Below are 21,492 nucleotides of genomic sequence, written 5' to 3'. Positions count from 1 at the left end.
CCGCCGCACAATCTCCTCGGGAGGCCCACTTGCACCGCCGCCGTCGCACCGCGCTCCTCCTCTCCGCCGCGATCACCGCCGCGGCCCCGCTCCTCACCGCCTGCGGAAGTGACGCGCATCCCGGCGCGGCGGCCGTCGTCGGGGCCGACCGGATCACGGTCGCGCAACTGGAGAACCGGGTGAACGAAGTGCGCGCCGCCCAGCGCGCCGCCATCACGGACGCGGACCAGTACCAGCAGGTCGTCGCCCAGAGCGGCGCCCTGACCCGCAACACCCTGAACGGCATGGTCCTGGAGAAGGTCCTCGACCAGGCGCTCGACGACGCCGGCGTGACCGTCACCCGCAAGGAAGTCCAGCAGTACCGTTCCGACCTGGAAAAGGAGGCCGGTGGCGCCGAGGCCCTGGAGGCGGCCTACCTCCAGCGCTACAGCGTCGCCCCCGAACAGCTGGAGGAGAGCCTCAGCAGCGACGTCGAGGTCCAGAAACTCTCCACCGCCCTCGGCGCCGACCTCAACACCCAGGAGGGCGGCACGGTCTTCTGGCAGGCCCTCTCCGAGGCCTCCAAGAAACTCGACGTGGACCTCAATCCGCGCTACGGCAGCTGGGGCGTCGACCCGACGTCCGGCCGGGTCGGCCTGCTGGACGCCAAGACACCGTGGCTGAAGGACGTCACCGCGGCGGGGACACGGGAGTCGGCGTAGCCGGCGGGCCGGTGCGCTGATCCGGTACTCGGGGCACCGGCCCACGGCAGGGCGCGGCAGAGCAGGGCCGCGGCAGAGCAGGGTGCGGCAGGGCACAGCCTGTGGATAACTTCGGGGGTCGTCCGTGACGTGCGTTACGTTCGTGGGGTGAACGCACACCGCCCCGACGGCGCCCCCGCCACCCCGGCCCCCGAGACCGGCCCCGGCCGAGTCGTCCTGCTCACCACCAGCCACCGCGTCGCCCCCGGCCTGCTCTCCTGGCCGGCCTGGCAGGCGCTGCACGGGGCGGACCGCGTCCTCTGCGCGGACGAGGCGCACCCCCAGCTTCCCTACCTCCGCGAGGCCGGCATCACGGTCGAGCGGGCGACGCCGACGGCGGAGGAACTGGTCGACGCCTGCGCCGACGACCGCACGGTGGTCGTGGTGGCCACCGCCGAGGGCGAACCCCACCTCACCGACGGCCTCGCCCGCCTCGCCGGCTCCGGCCGGGTCCGGATGCCGTCCCTGGAGCTCCTCCCCGCCTCCTATGACCTCCCCGGCGCCCGCCTCCTCGACCTCGTCCAGGTCATGGACCGCATCCGCGCCGAATGCCCCTGGTCCTCCCAGCAGACCCACAAGGGCCTCGCCAAGTACGGCATCGAGGAAGCGTACGAACTCGTCGAAGCCATCGAGGAGGGCGACCGCGACGAACTCCGAGAGGAGCTGGGCGACGTCCTCCTCCAGGTCGTCTTCCACGCCCGCATCGCCGAGGACGACCCCGACACCCCCTTCTCCATCGACGACGTGGCCGCCGGCATCATCACCAAACTCATCCACCGCCACCCCCACGTCTTCGGCGACGCGACGGCCACGACCCCGGAAGAGGTCAAGGCACACTGGCTCCGCACGAAGGCCGTGGAGAAACAACGCGAGTCGGTGACCGACGGCATCCCCCTGGGCCAGCCCGGCCTCGCCCTCGCCTCGAAGCTGGCGTCACGGGTGCGCGCGACGAACCTGGACGTTCCCCTCCCGGCCGGCGAGGGCCCCGGCTACGAACTGCTGGCGATGGCAGTGCGAGCCGAGGCGGCCGGAGTCGACCCCGAGGCGGCGCTGCGCGCCGCGGCCCGGGTGTACCGGGACGCGGTACGGGCTGCTGAGGGGCTGCACGCTTAGTACCGTTGTCCTTACGGGTGGTCGCGACGCGTGGGGGCTTGTGTGGGACGGGAGTCGGACGACAGGACCGGGGGCGAGCGCTCCGTGGAGGCCGGCGGAAGCGGCTCCGTCGCCGCCGGCGGCGACATCACCAACGCGATCACGGGCGGGACCTTCACCGCACCCGTCATCCAGGCCCGCACCAGCGGCGACACCCTGACGGGATCTCAGTACACCGGTGACCACGTCGACTTCCGTGACGCCACGTTCAACGACCGGGTCACCGCCGCGGAGCACCACTACTACGCCCACATCCCCGCCCCCGCGGACTGGCGGCCGGTGACCGACGCCGAACCGCTGGAGTTCGGCGTACGGCTCACCCAGCACGTACCCGGCCAGCCCGACGTACCGCCGTACGTCCCCCGCGACTGTGACGAGGAACTGCGCGCCAAGCTCGCACACCGTGGTCTCGTACTGATCCTGGGGGAGCCGTACACGGGCAAGTCGTACACCGCGTGGCACGGGGTGCGGGGTCTGGCGGGCCACCGGCTGTACGCGCCGGACCCCGGCGAGGACCTGCGCGGGTTGCTCGCCGCGCTGAAGGGCGAGCCCGGCCAGTACATCGTCTGGCTCGACGAGTTGACCGACCACCTCGGCGAAGACGGCCTGGACCCGAGGATGTTGGCGCGGCTCACCGGCCTGGGCGCGGTCCTGCTCGGCACGATGAGTCCCGACGAGTACTACCGCCGCCGCTCCGGCGACACCCCCGGCGACCGCGCCATAGCCATGGCCCGCACGGTGGACCTGCCCCGCCGGTGGAGCGAGGCCGAGCTGGAGCGCCTGGCGGCCCACGACGACCCGCGCGCCTACCCGGCGTACATGTGGAGCGGCGAGGAGGGCGCGGCGTCGTACTTCGCGGTCGGGCACCTGCTGTTCGACGAGTGGCGGCGTGAGGGGACACGGACGAGCCACCCGCGCGGGCAGTTGCTGGTCCGGGCGGCGGTGGACCTGGCGCGGTGCGGAGTCACGGGTGCCGTACCGGTCGAGCTGCTGCGACGGGTCCAGGAGCAGTACGGGGACGAGGAGCGTGAGTCGTTCGAGGACGCCCTCGCCTGGGCGACGACGTCGATGTTCGGGGTCGCGGGGCTGCTCGTGGCGGGGGAGGAGACCGACACCTGGCGGGCGTACGGGGCACTGGTCGCGGAGGCGCTGAGGTCGGAGGACCTGGACACGGTCCCGGACGGCGTGTGGTGGCTGCTGCTCGACGCGACGGAGGACGGAGCGCCGATCGACCGCGCCGCCGTGCTCGACGCGGCCCGCGCGGCGTTGCACCGGCGGTTCGAGGCGGGGGACGCGGAGCTGATGTTCGCCTTCGCCGACCGCGTCGGTGGCGAGGAGCACGAGACCCTGTTGCGCGGAGCGGCCGACGCGGGCCACGCCCGCGCGGCCGAGGACTGGGCGGCGCGGCTGCTGGACACCGGGGACGAGATGACCGCGCTTCGGTACCTGCACGCCGCGGCGGAGAGCGGCAGCGTCACGGCGGCGCGCGAGGTCGGTCGGCTTCACCGGGCCCATGCCGAGCGATGGTTGCGTGTCGCGGCCGAGAGCGGTGACGGCAGGGCGGCACACGAGTTGGGCAAGCTGCTGGTCGGCAGCGGAGGCACGATCGAGGCTCTTCGCTGGTACGTCAAGGCGTTCGATGCCGGTCATGAGGCGGTGGCCGCCAGCCTCGGCACGCTGATGATGAACTGGAACCGACCTCAGGACGCCGAGTTCTGGCTCCGTCGCGGTGCCGCCCTGGGGGACCCGCTGGCGGTGTTCAACCTTGCGATCCTTCTGGATCATTGGACGAACCATGACGAGGAAGTGGAGCACCTCCTGCGCAGATTACTGGCGGAGGGCTACTCCGTGGCGCCCCAGGCACTGGGCAGCTTCCTCCACAGATCCGGATCCCATGAGGAGGCGGAGGCCGTCCTCACCCAGGCCGCCCTGCGAGGCAGCGGCGAGGCCGCGTTCCTGCTGGGTGCCTTCTTCCTGCAGGCCGGTGCAGGAGACGAAGCCACGGTGTGGTTCCGCAGAGCCGCACAGCAAGGTCATTACGACGCCAAGATGCAGCTGGGTGAACTGCCGTCACCCCCATCGGACCCGCCCGCTACCGTCGACGAGTGACCAACCAGCCCGCACCCACCCCCACCGGCACCCCCCAGGGGACCGGCGCCGCTCCCGCCCTCTTCACCTGGGAGTTCGCCACCAACCCCTACCCGGCGTACGCCTGGCTCCGAGACCACGCCCCCGTTCACCGGACGCGTCTGCCCAGTGGTGTGGAGGCCTGGCTGGTCACCCGTTACGCCGACGCGAAGCAGGCTCTCGCCGACGGGCGTCTGTCCAAGAACCCGGCGCATCACGACGAGCCCGCGCACGCCAGGGGGAAGACCGGCATTCCCGGGGAGCGCAAGGCCGAGTTGATGACGCATCTCCTCAACATCGATCCGCCGGACCACACCCGGCTGCGCCGCCTCGTCTCCAAGGCCTTCACGCCCCGCCGGGTCGCCGAATTCGCCCCCCGGGTCCAGGAGCTGACCGATCAGCTCATCGACCGGTTCGCGGACAAGGGCGAAGCCGACCTCATCCACGAGTTCGCGTTCCCCCTCCCCATCTACGCGATCTGCGACCTGCTCGGCGTCCCCCGGGAGGACCAGGACGACTTCAGGGACTGGGCGGGGATGATGATCCGGCACGGCGGTGGGCCGAGGGGAGGGGTGGCCCGGTCGGTCAAGAAGATGCGCGGCTATCTCGCCGACCTCATCCACCGCAAGCGGGAGGCCCTCACCGAGCACCCCGCCCCCGGCGAGGACCTCATCTCCGGGCTCATCCGCTCCTCCGACCACGGCGAGCACCTCACCGAGAACGAGGCCGCGGCGATGGCGTTCATCCTGCTGTTCGCCGGGTTCGAGACGACCGTCAACCTCATCGGGAACGGCATGTACGCCCTCCTCACCCATCCCGACCAGCGCACCCGCCTCCAGGACTCCCTCGCCGCGCGGGAGACCGCGCTGCTCGAAACCGGCGTCGAGGAACTCCTCCGCTACGACGGCCCCGTCGAACTCGCCACCTGGCGCTTCGCGACCCAACCCCTCACCCTCGGCGGGCAGGACATCGCCCCCGGCGACCCCGTCCTCGTCGTCCTCGCGGCGGCCGACCGCGACCCGGCCCGCTTCGACGACCCCGACACCCTCGATCTCTCCCGCCGGGACAACCAGCACCTCGGCTACGGCCACGGCATCCACTACTGCCTCGGCGCCCCCCTCGCCCGCCTCGAAGGACAGACCGCGCTGGCCACGCTCCTCACCCGCCTCCCCGACCTGCGACTGGCGGGGGATTCTGCCGATTTGAGGTGGCGAGGAGGGCTCATCATGCGCGGATTGCGCACGCTTCCGGTCGAATTCACCCCGCGGGAGCGGCCGGTGACCGGGTTTGTGAGCAACCCGTAGTCGTACCCGGGCGGGCCGTAGTCATACCCCATTCCGTGTCAGAAGATGACACTCCCTCAAGTCTGTGATCTTCACGTGATCTACGCTGCATTAACTTGTGACAACTGATCGACTGCGGCTACGTTCACACGTCAGTGCGAAGAGGTCACCACGCCCGTCGCACAGGCCACTGCTGTCGTGTGAAAGGCAACCGCATGCTCTCCGGGAACGGTCGTCACCGTCGCCCCCGTCAGGCTCCGGCCCTCCTCGTCGCGGCGGGAGTGACCGGCTCGGCCATCGCGATTCCACTCCTCGGCGCCACCGGCGCGAGCGCGGCCGGCGGAACCACCTGGGACCAGGTGGCGGAGTGCGAGAGCGGTGGCTCCTGGAGCGCGGACACCGGGAACGGACGCTACGGCGGCCTTCAGCTCACCCAGGCGAACTGGGAGAAGTACGGCGGTCTGGAGTACGCGGCGACCGCCGACCAGGCCAGCCGTTCGCAGCAGATAGCCGTCGCCGAGAAGGTGCTCGCCGACCAGGGCGTCGGCGTCTGGGCCACCTGTGGACTCCTCCACAACCTCGGAGGCGACTCCGGTTCCGCCGACGTGGACACGGGCGTCGCGGACGACTCCTCGGACTCTGAGGATTCGTCCAGTTCGTCAGGTTCATCCGATACATCGGATTCGTCCGCCTCGACGGACGCGGCCGACGCGGCCAAGTCGGGCAAGTCGGCCGACTCGACCGACTCCACCGGATCGACGGACTCCACCGGCTCCAGCGGCTCCCGCGGGTCGAGCGAATCGTCCGAATCGTCGGAATCGTCCGCCGATGTCTTCGAGGGTTCCACCAAGGCCAGAACCGGCACCGACTCGGACGGCTCCACCGGCTCCGGCAGCGCAGACTCGGACAAGTCGGGTCAGAGCGGCAGCTCTTCGGCTGCGGACGACAGTGAGGGTGGCACCGGCCGTCATCGCGGCGCCAGTGCCGACGAGGGCGTCGACGCGGACACCGAGGCCGGCACGGACGCGGCCGACGGCTCCCGCACCGACTCCGCGTCCTCCGGCCGTCACGCCTCCCGTGATGGCGACGCGGCGCGTGAGGTCGTCGACGGCGCGTACACCGTCCAGGCGGGCGACAGTCTGACGGGCATCGTGAACTCGCTCGGCCTGGGCGGCGGGTGGCGGGAGCTGTACGCCGAGAACGAGGCCACGGTCGGAACTGACCCGGACCTTATCCTTCCCGGTCAGACCCTCGAAGTCGGTGTCGAAACGGGCGAAAAGTAGCGGCAGTTCAAGTCACGGTTCGCCCCTGAATGCCCGTTTTGATCTCCATGGGAGATGAATCACAGACCCCCTGATCGTCTTTGAAATCCGGCGAATCACGTGTCTACGGTCGTGACCGCTCGCCACAGCGGGCCCCTGCGGTCGGTACGCCGAATCCTGCCAACGGCCGCATGGAACAGTCGTCGCGTCAAGCGCCGTAGGCAGGAGCGGGGGACCCAAGGTAAGTGCCGGGTCCGGTGGTTGCGGCCCTTCGGGGGCGCACGTCCGGAACCGGCTCGGGGTGAAGCCGCGCCATGTGAGCCGAAAGGCGAGCGGGCGCGGCCGGGCAACTCAACCGGCCCGAACCCGACAGCTCACCTCGCAGGCGTCGGTGAGGGGATCACTCCATGCTGTTTTCCAGCAAGGGCAAGCACCGCCGTCCGTCCAAGGCGGCTCGCGCCATCGCCGTCGCCGGTGTCACCGGTGCCGCCGCCATCGCCGCTCCGCTGATGGTCGCCGGCAGCGCCTCCGCCGCCACCGCCTCCGAGTGGGACACCGTCGCCCAGTGCGAGTCCGGCGGGAACTGGTCCATCAACACCGGTAACGGCTACTACGGCGGTCTGCAGTTCTCCGCCTCCACCTGGGCCGCCTACGGCGGTACGCAGTACGCCTCCACCGCCGACCAGGCGAGCAAGGCCCAGCAGATCGCGATCGCCGAGAAGGTCCTCGCGGGCCAGGGCAAGGGTGCCTGGCCCGTCTGCGGCACCGGCCTGTCCAGCGCCTCGTACGACGGCGCCGCCGCCTCCAGCGGCAACTCGGACTCCGGTTCCTCCTCGCAGGAGAGCACCCAGAAGAGCACCGAGAAGAGCAGCCAGGAGACCCGCGCCTCCCGCTCCTCCGAGCGCGCCACCGTCGAGACCCCGACCGGCAAGAAGGTCGAGAAGGGCGACGGCGAGTACAAGGTCGTCAGCGGCGACACCCTCAGCGCCATCGCCGAGAAGAAGAACGTCAAGGGTGGCTGGGAGAAGCTCTTCGAGCTGAACAAGGACATCATCGACGACGCCGACTTCATCTACCCGGGCCAGCAGCTCCACCTGAGCTGACCCACGGCGATCGCGCCGGCCGCCGGCCGCCTGCCATCCCCACGGCCGCCTCCACGGCCGGGCAGGCGGGGCGGGGCGGGTTCAGCCGGGCCGAAAATCGAGCCGCTCTCCAGCTGAACCACAGCCCGCTCACATCCGTGTCCTCCATAGTGAAGACCTCGTGAGGGCCGTCCCCCCGTCCCCACGGGCTCCCCGCCCCGGTGCGCATTCCCCCGTACGCACCGGGGCGGGGCTTTTTCATGCCCGCCTCCCTCGCCACTCCCTCTCTCCTCTTCCTCGCCTCTTCCTCGCCTCTCCCTCTTTCTGTTCACTTTCTCGCCCACCCCCCTTTGTTCCGACCTGAAACAATGGGTACGGTCTGTCTGTCCACGGGACGGTCGGTCGGCTGCCGACGGCCCGGGGGCGGTTAGGCTCTAGTCGCAAGGCCCAAGCGGCCCCGCACAACCAGCGTCACATCCCATGAAGGAGATGCTCGTGCCGTCCATCGACGTCGTCGTAGCCCGGGAAATCCTCGACTCGCGAGGCAACCCCACCGTCGAGGTCGAGGTCGGCCTCGACGACGGCAGCACCGGTCGTGCCGCCGTCCCGTCCGGCGCCTCCACGGGTGCCTTCGAAGCCATCGAGCTCCGTGACGGCGACCCCAACCGCTACCTCGGCAAGGGTGTCGAGAAGGCCGTCCTCGCCGTGATCGAGCAGATCGGCCCGGAGCTCGTCGGCTACGACGCCACCGAGCAGCGCCTGATCGACCAGGCGATGTTCGACCTGGACGCCACCGACAACAAGGGCTCCCTCGGCGCCAACGCCATCCTCGGCGTCTCCCTCGCCGTCGCCCACGCCGCCTCCGAGGCCAGCGACCTGCCGCTCTTCCGCTACCTGGGCGGCCCGAACGCGCACCTGCTGCCCGTTCCGATGATGAACATCCTGAACGGCGGCTCGCACGCCGACTCCAACGTGGACATCCAGGAGTTCATGATCGCCCCCATCGGCGCGGAGTCCTTCTCCGAGGCCCTGCGCTGGGGTGCCGAGGTCTACCACACCCTCAAGAAGGTGCTGAAGACCAAGGGCCTGTCCACCGGCCTCGGCGACGAGGGCGGCTTCGCCCCGAACCTGGAGTCCAACCGCGCCGCGCTCGACCTCATCCTCGAGGCCATCAAGCAGGCCGGTTACGTACCCGGCGAGCAGATCGCGCTCGCGCTCGACGTCGCCGCGTCCGAGTTCTACAAGGACGGCAAGTACGAGTTCGAGGGCAAGTCCCGCTCGGCCGCCGAGATGACCGAGTACTACGAGGAGCTCGTCTCCGCGTACCCGCTCGTCTCCATCGAGGACCCGCTGTACGAGGACGACTGGGCCGGCTGGAACACCATCACCGAGAAGATCGGTGACAAGGTCCAGATCGTCGGTGACGACCTGTTCGTCACCAACCCCGAGCGCCTGGCCCGTGGCATCGAGGAGGGCTCCGCGAACGCCCTGCTCGTCAAGGTGAACCAGATCGGTTCGCTGACCGAGACCCTGGACGCCGTCGAGATGGCCCAGCGCAACGGCTTCAAGTGCATGATGTCCCACCGCTCCGGCGAGACCGAGGACGTCACCATCGCCGACCTCGCCGTCGCGGTGAACTGCGGTCAGATCAAGACCGGCGCCCCGGCCCGCTCGGACCGCGTCGCCAAGTACAACCAGCTGCTGCGCATCGAGGAGATCCTCGACGACGCCGCGGTGTACGCCGGCCGCTCCGCCTTCCCCCGCTTCAAGGGCTGAGCCTTCCCCCACGTCCGCTCCGCGGACCACGGGCACAGCGAGGGCTGAGCCGTTGAGGGCCAAGCCTGAGCCAGTCGTACGTACGTCCCCGTACCGGTCCCGTACCGTGTGCGGGGACGTACGCGCGTGGGAGACACGCAGGACGCACTGAAGAAGGGGAAGCGGGACATGGCCGTGAAGGACCGGGACCGGGACCGTTTCTCCACCGCGACCCGGCTGAAGGTGCTCGGTGAGCAGACGGCCGCCCGGGTCTACCGCTCCCAGACCAAGCGCCAGGCCCGCCGTTCCCGGCTGACCGGCCGGGCCGCACTGCTCGCCCTCGTCCTCTGCTCGATGATCGTGGCGCTCGCCTATCCCATAAGGCAGTACGTCTCCCAGCGCGCCGAGATCGCCGACATGCAGCGGCAGCGCCAGGAGGCGCGCGAGCGGGTCGAGGAGTTGCGCGACCTCAAGGCGCGCTGGCAGGACGACGCGTACGCCGCGCAGCGCATCCGGGAGCGGCTGCACTATGTGATGCCGGGCGAGACCGGCTACACCATGATCGACCCGGACGCGGCGAAGCAGTCCCGTACGACCCAGGGGGCGGCCGACCGCCCCTGGTACACCAATGTCTGGGACGGGGTCGACAAGGCCGACGCCGCCGACAGCTGAACGGCCACCCCGTGACCGTGAACCGATGAGCCACACCGAGGACTTGAGTAGCAGGTTATGCAGACCCCTCCGCCGCCCACCCCGCGTACCGAGCCGACCGACGCCGACGTCGAGGCCTTCCAGCAGCAGTTGGGCCGCCCGCCGCGCGGGCTGCGCGCGATCGCGCACCGCTGCCCGTGCGGGCAGCCGGACGTCGTCGAGACGGCGCCGCGCCTGCCGGACGGAACGCCCTTCCCCACGACGTACTACCTGACGTGCCCGCGCGCGGCCTCCGCGATCGGCACGCTGGAGGCGAACGGCGTGATGAAGGAGATGACGGAGCGGCTGGCGACGGACCCCGAGCTGGCCGCCGCGTACCGGGCCGCGCACGAGGACTACATCGCCCGCCGCGACGAGATCGAGGTCCTTCAGGGCTTCCCGAGCGCGGGCGGCATGCCGGACCGCGTGAAGTGCCTGCACGTCCTCGTCGGGCACTCGCTGGCGGCCGGGCCCGGCGTCAACCCGCTGGGCGACGAGGCGATCGCGATGCTGCCGGAGTGGTGGGCGAAGGGCCCGTGCGTGGTGCCCGCGTCCGAGCCCTCGAAGGATGCCGACAAGTCGAAGGATGCCGACAAGTCGAAGGATGCCGACAAGTCGAAGGATGCCGACAAGTCGAAGGATGCCGACAAGTCGAAGGATGCCGACAAGTCGAGGGAAGACGACGCGTCGAAGGAGGACGACCAGTGACCCGTGTCGCCGCCGTCGACTGCGGTACGAACTCCATCCGGCTCCTCGTCGCCGACGCCGACCCCGCGACCGGTGAACTCGTCGAGCTGGACCGGCGGATGATCATCGTCCGGCTCGGCCAGGGCGTCGACCGCACGGGCCGGCTGGCCCCCGAGGCGCTGGAGCGGACCTTCGCGGCCTGCCGGGAGTACGCGGCGGTCATCAAGGAGCTCGGCGCCGAGCGGGTCCGCTTCGTCGCCACCTCCGCCTCCCGTGACGCCGAGAACCGGGACGAGTTCGTCCGTGGGGTGTTCGACATCCTCGGCGTCGAGCCCGAGGTGATCTCCGGCGACCGGGAGGCCGAGTTCTCCTTCACCGGCGCGACCAAGGAACTGATGGGGCGCGCCGACCTCGCCCGGCCGTATCTGGTCGTGGACATCGGTGGCGGCTCCACCGAGTTCGTCGTCGGCGACGACCGGGTGCGCGGCGCCCGCTCCGTGGACATCGGCTGTGTACGGCTGACCGAGCGGCACCTGGTACGGGACGGCGTGGTCGTCGACCCGCCCGAGCCGGAGCAGATCGCCGCGATCCGGGCCGACATCGAGGCCGCGCTGGACCTCGCCGAGCGGGACGTCCCGCTGCGCGAGGCGCACACCCTCGTCGGGCTCGCCGGTTCGGTGACGACCCTGTCCGCGATCTCCCAGGATCTGCCCGCCTACGACTCGGTCGCCATCCACCACTCCCGGATCTCCCACGACCGCGTCCGCGAGATCACCGAGTGGCTGCTGCGGTCGAAGCACGCCGAGCGGGAGGCGGTGCCGTCGATGCACCCCGGGCGCGTGGACGTGATCGCCGCGGGCGCCCTGGTCCTCCTCGCCATCATGGAGCGGATCGGCGCACCGGAGGTCGTGGTGAGCGAACACGACATTCTGGACGGAATCGCCTGGTCCGTGGCCTGAGTGCCGAGTCGGTCCCGGGCGGGTTTCGGGGCTCTCCCGGCCGCCCGGCGGCGCTTGTGAGCACGTGTTCACTACTCGCCGGTAGCCTCGCTTGAGCTGTTCGGATAACGTATGAGCGCGTCCGAGGGGTGCTCCGGTACCCCTCGTCGACCTCCCGCCGAGAAACTTCGTGAAGTTCTTCACAAGAGAATCGGCCCAGTTGAGCGATGTTTTGAGGCTCCGCAGAGCCTTCGGGGGTCCGAAGGGGGCAACAGGGGGTCGCCGAGGGCGTTTCGCGGGGGTCTCGTCCGTGTGAAAACGGGGGCCGGTCCGGGGTGTCCACAGGGGGTCCGTGAGGCCGGAACGGCAGTTCACGCGGCCTTGACAGCGACGCGCCGTACAGGGGGGTTCCCGCCTCGGGCCATGACCTGGGTCACGGGGGCCGCGCAGTGTAGCAGAGGGCGTGGGGAAGCTTGTGAAGGGGCGCACGAGCGACCCCCGGATGGCGGGTACATACTCGATGGCATGAGCACCACGGAGCGTCCCAGGATCCTCGTAGTAGGCGGTGGGTACGTAGGCCTGTACGCAGCTCGGCGCATCCTCAAGAAGATGCGCTACGGCGAGGCGACCGTCACGGTCGTCGACCCCCGGTCGTACATGACCTACCAGCCCTTCCTCCCCGAAGCCGCCGCCGGCAGCATCTCCCCCCGGCACGTCGTCGTCCCGCTGCGACGCGTGCTGCCGAAGGCGGAGGTCCTCACCGGTCGGGTCACCACCATCGACCAGGACCGCAAGGTCGCCACGATCGCCCCGCTGGTCGGCGAGGCGTACGAGCTGCCTTTCGACTACCTTGTGATCGCGCTCGGCGCGGTCTCCCGCACCTTCCCGATTCCCGGCCTCGCCGAACAGGGCATCGGTATGAAGGGCATCGAGGAGGCCATCGGCCTGCGCAACCACGTGCTTGAGCAGCTCGACAAGGCCGACTCCACGACCGACGAGGACGTCCGCCGCAAGGCGTTGACCTTCGTCTTCGTGGGTGGTGGCTTCGCCGGCGCCGAGACCATCGGCGAGGTCGAGGACATGGCGCGCGACGCCGCGAAGTACTACAAGAACGTGGCCCGCGAGGACATGCGCTTCGTGCTCGTCGACGCCGCCGACAAGATCCTCCCCGAGGTCGGCCCGAAGCTCGGCAGTTACGGCAAGGAGCACCTGGAGGGCCGTGGGGTCGAGGTCTACCTCAACACCTCCATGGACTCCTGCGTCGACGGCCACGTCGTGCTGAAGAACGGCCTGGAGGTCGACTCCAACACGATCGTCTGGACCGCCGGCGTCAAGCCGAACCCGGTCCTCTCCCGCTACGGCCTCCCGCTCGGCCCCCGTGGCCACGTGGACGCCCAGCCGACCCTCCAGGTCACCGGCACCGACTACATCTGGGCCGCGGGCGACAACGCCCAGGTCCCGGATGTCGCCGCCCGCAAGGCCGGCGTCGAGAACGCCTGGTGCCCGCCGAACGCGCAGCACGCGCTGCGCCAGGCCCGGGTCCTCGGCGACAACGTGGTCTCCGGCATGCGGGGCTTCCCGCAGAAGGAGTACGCGCACTCCAACAAGGGTGCGGTGGCGGGCCTCGGCCTCCACAAGGGCGTCGCGATGATCGTCATGGGCAAGATGAAGATCAAGCTCAAGGGCCGTCTCGCCTGGTACATGCACCGTGGCTACCACGGTCTGGCCATGCCGACCTGGAACCGCAAGATCCGTGTCTTCGCCGACTGGACCCTCGCGATGTTCCTCAAGCGCGAGGTCGTCTCCCTCGGTGCCATCGAGACTCCCCGCGAGGAGTTCTACGAGGCCGCCAAGCCGGCGCCGGTCGCTGCGGCTCCGGCCAAGACCAAGACCGAGGAGAAGGCCAAGGCCTCCTGACCCCTCCCGGTCACCCTCCGCCCGACCCGAAGGACCTCCCGCCATCCGTGGTGCGGGGGGTCCTTCGGCGTTCCCGAGACTCTTGGGTCCGTGACGCGGGAGAGCTCGGTGCGGTGCGGTGCGGTGCGGTGCGGTACGTCGGCGGGTGCGGGTCGCGTCGTGGTTGCTCGCGCAGTTCCCCGCGCCCCTGAAAAGCAGGGGCTGCGCCCCGTGCTTTTCAGCCCGCAGGGCCTGATCTTTCAGGGGCGCGGGGAACTGCGCGAGGAGCCCCACCGGACCCGCGGCCGGACAACACACCTCACGGCGGGACTACGGCAGACCCCCACCCGTGTTTACCGTGGCGTTGGACATTCCGGGATCTCTCGTCACGGAGGTGTGCGCCATGCAGGACGCCGCGTCGCGGCTGAAGGCCCTGTTCGAGCAGGTGCTGGGGGCCCCGCTCCCGGTCCGGCTGCGGGCATGGGACGGTTCGGAGGCCGGCCCCCCGGAGGCCCCCGCACTGGTGGTACGGAACCGCAGGGCCCTGCGCCGGCTGCTGTGGAAGCCGGGCGAACTGGGCCTGGCCCGCGCCTGGGTCGCCGGTGACCTCGGCGTCGACGGCGACCTGTACGCCGTACTGGACCTGATCGCCGGACACGTGTGGGAGCGGGACGAGGACGCCCGGAGCCTCACCGACGCCCTGCGCGACCCGGAGGTCCGGGCGGCGGTCAAGGGCCTGCTGAAGCTGGCCGGCCCGGCCGTCCTCCTCCCGCCCGAACCGCCGCGCGAGGAGGTCCGCGCCCGCCACCGGCACACCAGGCACACCGACAGACGGGCCGTCAGCCACCACTACGACGTGGGCAACGACTTCTACGAGATCGTCCTCGGCCCGTCGATGGTGTACTCCTGCGCCTACTGGCCGGCCGCCGACGGCACCGCCACCCTCGAAGCCGCCCAGCACGACAAGCTCGACCTCATCTGCCGCAAACTCGGCCTGACCCCGGGCGCGCGGCTCCTCGACGTCGGCTGCGGCTGGGGCTCCATGGCCGTGCACGCCGCCCGCGAGTACGGCGTGCGCGTCGTCGGCGTCACGCTCTCCCAGGAGCAGGCCGCGTACGCCCGTAAACGCGTCGCCGACGAGGGCCTCACCGACCGCGTCGAGATCCGCGTCCAGGACTACCGCGACGTCACCGACGGCCCCTACGACGCGATCTCGTCCGTCGGCATGGCCGAACACGTCGGCGCGGACAAGTACTTGGCGTACGCCGAGGACCTGTACCGGCTCCTGGCCCCCGGCGGACGGCTGCTCAACCACCAGATCTCCCGGCGGCCGCAGCGCGACGAGAGCACCTACTCCGTCGACGGCTTCATCGACGCGTACGTCTTCCCGGACGGCGAACTCGCCCCGATCGGCACCACCGTCACCCAGCTCGAACGCGCCGGGTTCGAGGTCCGCGACGTGGAGTCCCTGCGCGAGCACTACGCCCTCACCCTGCGCGCCTGGGTCACCCACCTCGAAGCCGGCTGGGCCCACGCGGTCGCCCTCGTCGGCCCCGGCCGCGCCCGCGTCTGGCGCCTCTACATGGCCGCCTCGGCCCTCGGCTTCGAACGCAACCACCTCGGCGTCAACCAGGTACTGGCCGTACGGCCCCCGGAAGGGGGTGCGTCGGGGCTCCCGCTCAGGGCCCGGACCTGGGGAACCTGACCGCCCGTACGGGGTGTGAGCGGCCCTGTACGGGCGCGTGGACCGGGGCCGCACGCGGGCGTGAGGGGCTCTCGTGCGGCACTGTGCACACGGACGTGGGCGGGCCCCCGTTCCCTTGCGGAACGGGGGCCCGCCCGTCTGCTGTCACGCCTCCCGCGCGGCTACTCCGACTTGATCGCCGCCAGCATGTTCAGCTTCGCCGCGCGGCGGGCCGGCCACAGCGCGGCCAGGATGCCGACCGTGGCGGCCAGCAGGAGGAAGACGGCCATCCGGGCCCAGGGAATGACCAGTTCGTACGTGGGCATCCTGCTGGCGATCAGTTCGCCGGCGGCCCAGCCGAAGAAGACGCCGAGGCCGATACCGAGGACACCGCCGAAGAGGGAGATGACGAGGGACTCCAGACGGACCATCCGCTTGATGCCCCGCCGGTCCAGTCCGATCGCGCGGAGCATGCCGATCTCCTGCGAGCGCTCGAAGACCGACATGGCGAGGGTGTTGATGACCCCGAGGACGGCGACGATCACGGCCATGGCCAGCAGGCCGTAGAGCATGTTCAGCATCAGCGTGAACATCTTCGCGATGTCGTCGGAGAGGTCCTGCCCGCTCTGGACCTTGATCGCCGGGTTCTCGCCGAGCGTCTTCTCCAGCCGGTCCTTGGTGGCGTCGGAGGCGCCGGCCGAGGTCTTGACCATGACCATCATGTCGGCCGGGTCGGCGGCGGCCGGCAGCCGCTCGGTGAGCGTCGCGTTGTCCAGGAGGATGCCCCGGATCAGCTCGTTGCTCTCGTAGACCCCGGCGACCGTCAGCTTCTCCTTCTCACCGCCCCGGAATCCGGCGGTGAACTCCGAACCGGCCTTCCAGCCGCGCCGCTCGGCGGTGTCCGCGTCCACGACGACGTCCGAGCCGCTCACCTTGAACGTCCCGTTGTCGACGGGGAGGTCGGTCAGCTTTCCGATCGCCGAGCCGTTGACCCCGGTGAGGTACTCGGTCTCGCCCCCGATGCGGGACTCGGCGTTGCGCAGCGGCGAGACGGCGGTGACGCCCTCGGTGGTGGAGAGCTTCTTCTCCACGTCGGGGGAGAGGAAGTTGCCGTTGGCCATCGAGACGACGTAGTCCGCCTTGATCGCGTCGGCGGCCATCCTGGCGATGGACTGCTGCAGGCTGCCCGCCATCACCGTCATACCGGTGATCAGCGTCAGGCCGATCATCAGCGCCGAGGCCGTCGCGGCGGTGCGGCGCGGGTTGCGGACGGAGTTCTGCCGGGCGAGCTTGCCGGAGATCCCGAAGACGCGCATGAGCGGGGCGGCGCCCGCGATCAGGGGGCGGGAGAGGAGGGGGGTGAGGACGAAGACGCCGATGATCAGCAGCACGGCGCCGATACCCATCGGGGCCTGGCCGTCCGAGCCGTCCATCGTGGTGGCGTACAGGACGGTGGCGACGCCCGTGCCGGCGAACAGCGCGCCGATCGTGTTCCGTACGACGAGCGACTTGGTCGTCGCCTTCGCGTGGACGCTGCTCATCGCGGCGACCGGCGGGATCCTCGCCGCGCGGCGGCCCGGCAGCCAGGCGGCCACCATGGTGATGAGTACGCCGACGAGCAGGGCGGTGGCGACCGTGCCGGGGGAGACCACCAGCGGGCCGTCGGGGACCGTCTCACCGAGGGTGCTGATCAGGGCCCGCATCCCGGCGCCGATGCCGACACCGGCGGCGAGACCGGTGACCGCGGCGACCGCACCCACGACGAACGCCTCGATCAGCACGGACCGGGTCACCTGGCGGCGGGAGGCACCGACCGCGCGCAGCAGGGCCAGTTCCTTGGTGCGCTGGGCGACCAGCATCGTGAAGGTGTTGGTGATGATGAACGTGCCCACGAACAGGGCGATCCCGGCGAAGACCAGCAGCGCGTTCTTCAGGCCGCTCATCTCCGCGGCGATCTGCGTGGCCTGGTCGTCGGCGAGCTCCTGGCCGGTGGTGGTGTAGGCGGTGTCCTCGGGGAGGAGCTTGTCGATGGCCGTCTGGAGCTGGGCCTGGCTGGTCCCGGCCGCCGCGGTCACGTCGATCTCGTCGTACTCGCCCTCCCTGTGGAAGAGCTTCTGCGCGGTCGGCGTGTCGAAGAGGGCGAGGCTGCCGCCCGCCGCGACGTTGCCGTCGTCCGTCGTGAAGATCCCGCTGATGGTGGGCGTGAGGACCGGCCCGTCGACGGAGAGACGGATGGTGTCGCCCACCTCGTACCCGGCGCGCTCGGCGGTCTGCGAGTCGATGGCGATCTCGTTCGCGCCCTTGGGCGCCCGGCCGCCGTCCAGGATCGGGTACCGGGGGTCGTCCGTGCCCCAGAGGTTCCCGCCCTGCGACTGGAAGCCGCCGCCGATGAGCTTGCCGTCCTTGTCGGCGAGGGCGGTGAACCCGCTCACCACACCGATCGCCGACTCGGCGCCGGGCGCCCGCTCGACCTTCTTGAGCAGTTCCGGCGTCAGCTTCGGCTGCTCCGCGACGCTGTCGCCCTCGTCCGGGCGGTACCCCGCCCCGATCGCGACGTCCACGTGGTCGAAGCCCTTGGCCGAGCTCTTCTGGAGCGCGTCCGAGACGGTGTTCGTGAAGACCAGCGTGCCCGACACGAAGGCGACGCCGAGCATCACCGCGAGCACGGTCATGAGAAGCCTGGCCTTGTGCGAGAGCACGTTGCGCAGGGCGGTACGGAACATGTGTGGGGTCCCTGTCAGGGGTCGGAGGGGTGGCGGTGGTGGGTGGTCGAGCGCTGTCTGCCGGGCGAACTCCGCAGCGAACTCCGCAGCGAACTCCGCGAACTCCCCTAACTCGTACGGCCCTTGGTGTCGAACCTCTTCATGCGGTCCAGGACGGAGTCGGCCGTGGGCTCGTGGATCTCGTCCACGATGCGTCCGTCGGCGAGGAAGACGACCCGGTCCGCGTACGCCGCGGCCACCGGGTCGTGCGTCACCATCACCACGGTCTGCCCCAACTCCCGTACGGAGTTGCGCAGGAAGCCCAGCACCTCGGAGCCCGAACGCGAGTCGAGGTTTCCGGTCGGCTCGTCCCCGAAGATGATGTCCGGCCGCGAGGCGAGCGCCCGCGCCACGGCCACGCGCTGCTGCTGGCCGCCGGAGAGCTGGGCGGGCCGGTGGCTCAGCCGGTCGGCCAGGCCCACCATCCGGATCACGGTGTCCAGCCACTGCTTGTCCGGCCTGCGGCCCGCGATGTCCATCGGGAGGGTGATGTTCTCCAGCGCCGTCAGCGTCGGCAGCAGGTTGAACGCCTGGAAGATGAAGCCGATCTTGTCCCGGCGGAGCTTGGTGAGCTGCTTGTCCTTCAGGGAGCCCAACTCGGTCTCGCCGATGCGGACGGAGCCGGCCGAGAAGGTGTCCAGGCCCGCGACGCAGTGCATCAGCGTGGACTTCCCGGACCCCGAGGGGCCCATGATCGCGGTGAACTGGGCCTGCCGGAAGTCGACGGAGACCTGGTCCAGCGCGACCACCCGGGTCTCGCCCTGTCCGTAGACCTTCGAGAGTTCCGTGGCGCGGGCGGCCACGGTGGTGGCCCGGTCGGCGAGGGGAGTGGTGGTCACGGGTGGGAACTCCTGTCGGGACGACGGCGTTTGGGGTGTTCGAGGAACGGCCGGAGGCGCGCCCCGACGTGCCGAGGGGCATGCCGGAGGCCGTTCGTTTCGTGGATGCCTCCATCGTCGCGACCGAGGGGCGCCGTGTAGTCAGCCGCTGTTCTGGTTCCGGGGGCAGACTTCTGACGGACGGACGGGCGTCGCGTCATACCTGGGTATGACGGCGGGCGGGCCGCGAGGGCTCTGCGGGACGCCATGACCGACACGAGTCACCGCGTCACCACGTGCGTACTCGGTGCGGCCGCTCGTTCGGGCGGTGAAATTCCGTCATTCCGCATACGCCCGGGCGAGGCGTCCGAAAGGCTATTGGCAAGTGCGGATGGCGTGTTCCGTGGGCTGATGCACCCTCAGACGTCAATAAAATAAGACAACATCGGTCCGCTCGTCGACTGTTCGGGGGAAGCGTCCCGATAGGCTCTAAAGCTCAGCGCGGAGCCCATGGCCTGCCCGGATGGTGGAATGCAGACACGGCGAGCTTAAACCTCGCTGCCCCTCGCGGGCGTACCGGTTCAAGTCCGGTTCCGGGCACCTCCGATCAACCCTGAACATTTCCCCCCACCCCCCTACAGACCGCCCAGGGCGACATGTGCCCCGCACTCCCCGAGCGCACGCTGTCTCCATGACCCCCGGCACTCCTTCGGGACCCCCGGGAGGCCCACTGAGGCAGCCCCGCGGGCCGCAGTGGGCCTCTTCGTCCACCACGCCGTCCGGCCGGCCCCCGTCGCCATGGAGAAGACTCCTGACTCACGGCGGCGCGGCCTCGCTCGGGATCGTGATCGGCGCGGCGATCGGTCTCGCCGTCGGAGAAGACTCGAAGGGCGGTGGCGCCGCCCGGCCGACGGCGACGGTCACCGCGACGCCGACGGGCGCGACGGTGCCCGAGGCGGCTTCCACGCCGAGTGGCACCCGTGCCGGGGCCGCGAAGAAACCCACGGCCGACGAGTTCCCCGGCGACGGCACCTTCATCGTCGGGCAGGACATCGAGCCCGGCCGGTATCGGAGCGACGGTCCGCAGGGCGGAGACGTCACCTCCTGACCCCTGGGAGCGGGATCGGCTGACGGGGTGAGGGTGGTGGTTGATCTCCGGGGGATCGCGGGCTTGTACCGGGTTGGTCATGGGTTGAGGGGTGTGGGGCGGGGGAATCACGGAGACGCGTAGCGTGTTCGATGACAAGGCAGGGAAAGATCCTCCCCAAGCAGTAGAGTCAATCCTTTGCCTACCTATTACTCTTGAGCCAAGGCCACGATGGGTGGCCATGGAGGAGTGAAATGAGGAGCAGCAACCCGGTCTTCTCGCGACGGGGGTTCAGCCGCGACAACGGCCACGCGGGCTTCAACACCGCGCCGCAGGCCGGGGGAGCAGCTGTCGGCACCCAGGGCAACCCCTACGCCCAGCAGGGTGGCAACCCGTACGCGACGAACCCGTACGCCCAACAGGACGTGCAGCAGGGCGTCCCGCCGCAGGCCCCGGCCCGCACGGGCGCCATGACCATGGACGACGTCGTCATGCGCTCGGCCATGACGCTCGGCACGGTCGTCGTCGGCGCGGTCCTCGCCTGGGCCCTTCTGCCGGTGTCGCCCACGAGCTACGGCCTGGCCATCGGCGCCGCGCTCATCGCGTTCGTCCTGGCGATGGTGCAGTCCTTCAAGCGCAAGGCCTCGCCCGCGCTGATCCTGACGTACGCGGCCTTCGAGGGTGTCTTCCTCGGCGTGCTCAGCGAGATGTTCAACACGCAGTGGAGCGGCGCGCCCTTCCAGGCGGTGCTCGGCACCATGGCCGTCTCCGGCGCCACTCTCCTGGTCTACAAGGCCGGCTGGATCCGGGTCACCGCGCGGTACGCCCGCATCGGCATGACCATCGCGATCGCCTTCATCCTCGTGATGGCGGTCAACCTGCTCCTCGTCGTCTTCGGGCTCGCCCCCGACGGCGGACTGCGCAGCATGGGCCCGCTCGGCGCGGTCGTCGGCATCCTCGCGATCCTGCTCGGCGCGTTCTTCCTGACCCTCGACTTCAAGCAGATCCAGGACGGCATCGCCTACGGCGCCCCGCGCGAGGAGGCCTGGCTGGCCGCGTTCGGCCTGACCATGACCCTCGTGTGGATCTACGTCGAGATGCTCCGCCTGGTCGCCATCTTCAGCGGCGACGACTAGAAGCGGGGGCTTGACCGCCCAACCGTTGAAGGGCCCCCGAACCGCGAGGTTCGGGGGCCCTTCGTAGTTTCCGGCGGCTTCAGCGGAGCTTCCGCGCGGCCCTCCTCAGGTCGTACTCGTGAATGATCGCTTTGGCGTGGCCGTACGCGAGGTCGTACTCGTGCCGGAGCCAGCTGACCTTCTCCTCGAAGTTGAAGAGAGCGGGGCCTTCGTCGACTTTGCGGATCCAGTCGGAGACTTCACGACCGGTGCAATGGGGGATGCGGGCGAGCAGGTTGCGATGGGTCTCCTCAGAGAAGACTTGGGACATCGGCGCCTCCGGACGAAAGGGAATGTAAGCCGGTCCTTCAGGTCACGTTGCCTGAGTGGCGGCCTGTTGGCAACAGTCCGGTA

At 70.1% G+C, this 21,492-nt stretch carries 17 protein-coding genes, 1 tRNA gene and 1 riboswitch; of the genes, 15 read left to right on the top strand and 3 right to left on the bottom strand.

Annotated elements, in window-relative coordinates:
* Positions 1-29: 29 nt before the first annotated feature.
* From OG202_RS20345 to OG202_RS20290, 12 genes are all read left to right on the top strand, one after another.
* A complete protein-coding gene (locus OG202_RS20345; RefSeq protein ID WP_327729366.1) occupies positions 30-701 on the top strand; it encodes a SurA N-terminal domain-containing protein in 672 nt (223 codons plus the stop codon).
* 147 nt (positions 702-848) lie between these two features.
* Positions 849-1,853 carry a nucleoside triphosphate pyrophosphohydrolase gene (locus OG202_RS20340; protein WP_328223248.1) on the top strand — a complete coding sequence of 335 codons (1,005 nt, stop codon included), beginning with the start codon at positions 849-851 and terminating at the stop codon, positions 1,851-1,853.
* A 42-nt stretch (positions 1,854-1,895) separates the two neighbouring features.
* Positions 1,896-4,001, top strand: coding sequence for a tetratricopeptide repeat protein (locus OG202_RS20335; RefSeq protein ID WP_328223247.1), 2,106 nt, complete (start codon positions 1,896-1,898; stop codon positions 3,999-4,001).
* Entirely contained in the window at positions 3,998-5,323 is a 1,326-nt protein-coding gene (locus OG202_RS20330; protein ID WP_327729369.1) for a cytochrome P450 family protein, read from the top strand. Before OG202_RS20335 ends, OG202_RS20330 begins: the two co-directional genes overlap by 4 nt.
* A 194-nt stretch (positions 5,324-5,517) precedes the next feature.
* Positions 5,518-6,585: a transglycosylase family protein gene (locus tag OG202_RS20325; protein WP_327729370.1), complete on the top strand. Its 1,068-nt coding sequence runs from the start codon at positions 5,518-5,520 to the stop codon at positions 6,583-6,585.
* Positions 6,586-6,767: 182 nt separating this feature from the next.
* Positions 6,768-6,967, top strand: a riboswitch (cyclic di-AMP (ydaO/yuaA leader).
* 4 nt (positions 6,968-6,971) lie between these two features.
* Complete coding sequence (locus tag OG202_RS20320) at positions 6,972-7,667, top strand: transglycosylase family protein (protein ID WP_326582280.1); 696 nt, start codon at positions 6,972-6,974, stop codon at positions 7,665-7,667.
* Between the two features lie 474 nt (positions 7,668-8,141).
* Positions 8,142-9,422, top strand: coding sequence for a phosphopyruvate hydratase (gene eno, locus OG202_RS20315; RefSeq protein ID WP_327732230.1), 1,281 nt, complete (start codon positions 8,142-8,144; stop codon positions 9,420-9,422).
* A 168-nt stretch (positions 9,423-9,590) separates the two neighbouring features.
* Entirely contained in the window at positions 9,591-10,073 is a 483-nt protein-coding gene (locus OG202_RS20310) for an FtsB family cell division protein (protein WP_327732231.1), read from the top strand.
* A 57-nt stretch (positions 10,074-10,130) separates the two neighbouring features.
* Positions 10,131-10,799 carry a DUF501 domain-containing protein gene (locus OG202_RS20305; RefSeq protein ID WP_328223246.1) on the top strand — a complete coding sequence of 223 codons (669 nt, stop codon included), beginning with the start codon at positions 10,131-10,133 and terminating at the stop codon, positions 10,797-10,799.
* Positions 10,796-11,737, top strand: a complete 942-nt coding sequence (locus OG202_RS20300) for a Ppx/GppA phosphatase family protein (RefSeq protein ID WP_326582282.1) — start codon at positions 10,796-10,798, stop codon at positions 11,735-11,737. The genes OG202_RS20305 and OG202_RS20300 overlap by 4 nt, the downstream gene beginning before the upstream one ends.
* 504 nt (positions 11,738-12,241) lie before the next feature.
* Positions 12,242-13,633 carry an NAD(P)/FAD-dependent oxidoreductase gene (locus OG202_RS20295; RefSeq protein ID WP_328223245.1) on the top strand — a complete coding sequence of 464 codons (1,392 nt, stop codon included), beginning with the start codon at positions 12,242-12,244 and terminating at the stop codon, positions 13,631-13,633.
* Between the two features lie 382 nt (positions 13,634-14,015).
* Positions 14,016-15,317, top strand: coding sequence for a class I SAM-dependent methyltransferase (locus OG202_RS20290; RefSeq protein ID WP_328223244.1), 1,302 nt, complete (start codon positions 14,016-14,018; stop codon positions 15,315-15,317).
* A gap of 161 nt (positions 15,318-15,478) precedes the next feature.
* On the opposite strand, the gene OG202_RS20285 is transcribed toward OG202_RS20290, so the two are convergent.
* Complete coding sequence (locus OG202_RS20285; RefSeq protein WP_328223243.1) at positions 15,479-18,019, bottom strand: ABC transporter permease; 2,541 nt, start codon at positions 18,017-18,019, stop codon at positions 15,479-15,481.
* Between the two features lie 107 nt (positions 18,020-18,126).
* Positions 18,127-18,897 (bottom strand): ABC transporter ATP-binding protein, encoded by a 771-nt coding sequence (locus OG202_RS20280; protein ID WP_327729374.1) that lies wholly within the window; start codon positions 18,895-18,897, stop codon positions 18,127-18,129.
* Between the two features lie 496 nt (positions 18,898-19,393).
* Here OG202_RS20280 and OG202_RS20275 point away from each other — a divergent pair.
* From OG202_RS20275 to OG202_RS20265, 3 genes are all read left to right on the top strand, one after another.
* Positions 19,394-19,476, top strand: a tRNA-Leu gene (locus tag OG202_RS20275).
* A 244-nt stretch (positions 19,477-19,720) separates the two neighbouring features.
* A complete protein-coding gene (locus OG202_RS20270; protein WP_327729375.1) occupies positions 19,721-19,984 on the top strand; it encodes a hypothetical protein in 264 nt (87 codons plus the stop codon).
* A gap of 233 nt (positions 19,985-20,217) precedes the next feature.
* Positions 20,218-21,099 carry a Bax inhibitor-1/YccA family protein gene (locus OG202_RS20265; protein WP_326582288.1) on the top strand — a complete coding sequence of 294 codons (882 nt, stop codon included), beginning with the start codon at positions 20,218-20,220 and terminating at the stop codon, positions 21,097-21,099.
* Between the two features lie 79 nt (positions 21,100-21,178).
* On the opposite strand, the gene OG202_RS20260 is transcribed toward OG202_RS20265, so the two are convergent.
* A complete protein-coding gene (locus tag OG202_RS20260; protein WP_033524870.1) occupies positions 21,179-21,409 on the bottom strand; it encodes a DUF4287 domain-containing protein in 231 nt (76 codons plus the stop codon).
* Positions 21,410-21,492: the final 83 nt, after the last annotated feature.

This window comes from Streptomyces sp. NBC_00310, from assembly GCF_036208085.1.
Taxonomy (GTDB): domain Bacteria; phylum Actinomycetota; class Actinomycetes; order Streptomycetales; family Streptomycetaceae; genus Streptomyces.
Note: the sequence above shows the minus strand (reverse complement) of the source record. Positions and strands in the feature narration are given on the sequence as shown.